Source organism: Streptomyces sp. NPDC052052 (assembly GCF_040680455.1).
GTDB lineage: Bacteria > Actinomycetota > Actinomycetes > Streptomycetales > Streptomycetaceae > Streptomyces.
In genome coordinates, this window is the sequence record NZ_JBFAWU010000003.1 from 1 (window position 1) to 3,039 (window position 3,039).

The 3,039-nt window shown below is 66.1% G+C and carries 5 protein-coding genes; all 5 read right to left on the reverse strand.

Annotated features, from left to right (window positions below; translation table 11 throughout):
- Positions 1 to 110: 110 nt before the first annotated feature.
- Positions 111 to 1,133 (reverse strand): DNA-directed RNA polymerase subunit alpha, encoded by a 1,023-nt coding sequence (locus AB0L71_RS03890; RefSeq protein ID WP_003966937.1) that lies wholly within the window; start codon positions 1,131 to 1,133, stop codon positions 111 to 113.
- 142 nt (positions 1,134 to 1,275) lie between these two features.
- The gene (gene rpsK, locus AB0L71_RS03895; protein WP_003956432.1) at positions 1,276 to 1,680 is read right to left on the reverse strand and encodes a 30S ribosomal protein S11; all 405 of its coding nucleotides are present in this window, start codon (positions 1,678 to 1,680) and stop codon (positions 1,276 to 1,278) included.
- Positions 1,681 to 1,785: 105 nt separating this feature from the next.
- Entirely contained in the window at positions 1,786 to 2,166 is a 381-nt protein-coding gene (rpsM, locus tag AB0L71_RS03900; RefSeq protein WP_014047799.1) for a 30S ribosomal protein S13, read from the reverse strand.
- Between the two features lie 194 nt (positions 2,167 to 2,360).
- Positions 2,361 to 2,474: a 50S ribosomal protein L36 gene (rpmJ, locus tag AB0L71_RS03905; RefSeq protein WP_003956441.1), complete on the reverse strand. Its 114-nt coding sequence runs from the start codon at positions 2,472 to 2,474 to the stop codon at positions 2,361 to 2,363.
- A 60-nt stretch (positions 2,475 to 2,534) separates the two neighbouring features.
- The gene (infA, locus tag AB0L71_RS03910; protein WP_003956442.1) at positions 2,535 to 2,756 is read right to left on the reverse strand and encodes a translation initiation factor IF-1; all 222 of its coding nucleotides are present in this window, start codon (positions 2,754 to 2,756) and stop codon (positions 2,535 to 2,537) included.
- Between the last annotated feature and the right edge of the window lie 283 nt (positions 2,757 to 3,039).

The window sequence follows — 3,039 nt, forward strand, 5'->3', positions numbered from 1 at the left end:
GTCGGGGTCCACTGCGCGTCGTAGTCCATCTCGGCGGCAGTGGCCATGTGCGGGGCGATTGCACCCGCGGTGACCAGTCGGAAAACCCGGGCGCCCCGGCCGGAGGCGGATCAGTACTGCTCGGTCTCCACGAAACCGGCGTCCGCGTCGTCGTCGGCGCCGAAGGCGTCGGCGGCGGCGGTCGGGTCGAATCCGGGCGGGCTGTCCTTGAGCGCCAGGCCCATGCCGGCCAGCTTCGCCTTGACCTCGTCGATCGACTTCGCACCGAAGTTGCGGATGTCGAGCAGGTCGGCCTCGGAGCGAGCCACGAGCTCACCCACGGAGTGGATGCCCTCGCGCTTGAGGCAGTTGTACGAGCGGACCGTGAGCTCCAGCTCCTCGATCGGCAGCGCCAGGTCGGCCGCGAGCGCGGCGTCCGTCGGGGACGGGCCCATGTCGATGCCCTCGGCATCGATGTTGAGCTCGCGCGCCAGACCGAACAGCTCGACCAGGGTCTTACCGGCCGACGCCATGGCGTCACGCGGACGCATGGCCTGCTTGGTCTCGACGTCGACGATCAGCTTGTCGAAGTCGGTGCGCTGCTCGACACGGGTCGCCTCGACCTTGTACGTGACCTTGAGCACCGGCGAGTAGATGGAGTCGACCGGGATACGGCCGATCTCCTGGCCCACCTGCTTGTTCTGGACGGCGGAGACGTAGCCGCGACCGCGCTCGACGGTCAGCTCCATCTCCAGCTTGCCCTTGCCGTTCAGCGTGGCCAGGACCAGGTCCGGGTTGTGGACCTCGACACCGGCCGGCGGGGCGATGTCAGCAGCCGTGACCAGGCCGGGACCCTGCTTGCGCAGGTACATCACGACCGGCTCGTCGTGCTCCGAGGAGACGACCAGCTGCTTGATGTTGAGGATGAGGTCGGTGACGTCCTCCTTGACGCCCGGCACGGTGGTGAACTCGTGCAGGACACCGTCGATCCGGATGCTGGTGACAGCAGCGCCGGGAATCGAGGAGAGGAGCGTGCGGCGAAGAGAGTTGCCGAGGGTGTAGCCGAAGCCCGGCTCCAGCGGCTCGATGACGAACCGGGAGCGGAACTCGTCAACGACCTCTTCGGTCAGCGACGGACGCTGAGCGATAAGCATGTTGCGAATCCTTCAGTCGTGGGCGCCCACTATTTGACGCCCCCAGGTACTGACAAGGGTACGGGCGGCACGACCCGAAAGGGCCGTACCGCCCGGAACCGCGGGCCGGTGCCGGAAGACCGGCATACCTGCCCAGGCCCAATCAGACGCGGCGACGCTTGGGCGGGCGGCATCCGTTGTGCGGGGTGGGGGTGACGTCCTGGATCGAACCGACCTCCAGGCCGGTGGCCTGGAGCGAACGGATCGCGGTCTCACGGCCGGAGCCGGGACCCTTGACGAAGACGTCGACCTTGCGCATGCCGTGCTCCTGCGCGCGGCGGGCGGCCGACTCGGCGGCCATCTGCGCGGCGAAGGGGGTGGACTTGCGCGAGCCCTTGAAGCCGACGTGGCCGGCGGAGGCCCAGGAGATCACGTTGCCCGAGGGGTCCGTGATCGAGACGATCGTGTTGTTGAACGTGCTCTTGATGTGCGCGTGGCCGTGAGCGACGTTCTTCTTTTCCTTGCGACGCACCTTCTTGGCTGCGCCCTGACGACCCTTGGGGGGCATGTCTTGACTCCAGATGGAGAGGGGAGGTGATCGGTCCTACAGCGAAGACCGCTGGTTGCTGCGGACGGCCGGGGATCCGGACTACCGCAGTGCGTCCGCTGAGGACTACTTCTTGCCCGGCTTCTTCTTACCGGCGATCGCGCGACGCGGACCCTTGCGGGTACGAGCGTTGGTGCTGGTGCGCTGACCGTGGACCGGCAGACCGCGACGGTGGCGGATGCCCTGGTAGCAGCCGATCTCGATCTTGCGGCGGATGTCGCCCTGGATCTCGCGGCGAAGGTCACCCTCGGTGCGGAGGTTGGCGTCCACGTACTCGCGGATCTTGACCAGGTCCTCTTCGGCCAGGTCACGAACGCGGGTGTTGGGGTTCACGCCGGTGGTGGCGAGGATCTCCTTGGACCGGGTGCGCCCGATACCGAAGACGTAGGTGAGGGCAACCTCCACGCGCTTTTCGCGCGGGATGTCAACACCTGAAACGCGTGCCATTCAATGGCTCCAGTTGTCATGTCGGGGGTCTTCCGCAATGCCGCTCCCGATCGCCGACCTCTCGTGAGGAGAGGTGGTACGCCCGGGTCCCCGGCCCCCGCCGGAGGTGTCGTCAGCCGAAGCTTGGACGGGCACTGCGTATGTACGTATTACGTGCGTCGCGCGAAGTACTGCGAGATGCAGGGGGTCGTACGTCAGCCCTGGCGCTGCTTGTGGCGCAGGTTGTCGCAGATGACCATGACCCGACCGTGGCGGCGGATCACCTTGCACTTGTCGCAGATCTTCTTGACGCTCGGCTTGACCTTCATGGGATGTCAGGTTCTCCGGGTCAGTGCCGTCACCGCGCCGGGGCGCGATGGAGGCAAGATCTACTTGTAGCGGTAGACGATCCGGCCACGCGTCAGGTCGTACGGAGAGAGCTCCACGACGACCCGGTCATCCGGAAGGATACGGATGTAGTGCATCCGCATCTTGCCGCTGATGTGCGCGAGGACCTTGTGACCGTTCTGGAGCTCCACCTTGAACATGGCGTTCGGGAGGGACTCGATCACGGTGCCCTCGATTTCGATGGCACCTTGCTTCTTGGCCACGCTTCGCCCTTCGAATCGGCTACCTTGATCGACTTTCGTACATCACTTGTGGGCATGTGGACACACCGATGCACGACAGCCGACGCATCAGTCTACGTCAGCGGACCCCAAAAGACGAATCCGTCAAGTCTGCCCACTACAGGAGATCCTTAGACCTCCGCAACAGGAGCACATCGGCCCATGAGGGCGTGGATGGCGGGGCCCGTCGAGGAACCGGTCAGCCCAGCGGGTCCGGCGCGGCCTCGATGCCGACCCCTCCCCCACGCAGCCCTCGCGGGCTCCG

Bases quoted from the DNA above. Each gene is read 5' to 3' on its own strand.
- AB0L71_RS03890 (WP_003966937.1), bottom strand. From the start codon at position 1,133: ATGCTTATCGCTCAGCGTCCGTCGCTGACCGAAGAGGTCGTTGACGAG.
- rpsK (WP_003956432.1), bottom strand. From the start codon at position 1,680: ATGCCCCCCAAGGGTCGTCAGGGCGCAGCCAAGAAGGTGCGTCGCAAG.
- rpsM (WP_014047799.1), bottom strand. From the start codon at position 2,166: ATGGCACGCGTTTCAGGTGTTGACATCCCGCGCGAAAAGCGCGTGGAG.
- rpmJ (WP_003956441.1), bottom strand. From the start codon at position 2,474: ATGAAGGTCAAGCCGAGCGTCAAGAAGATCTGCGACAAGTGCAAGGTG.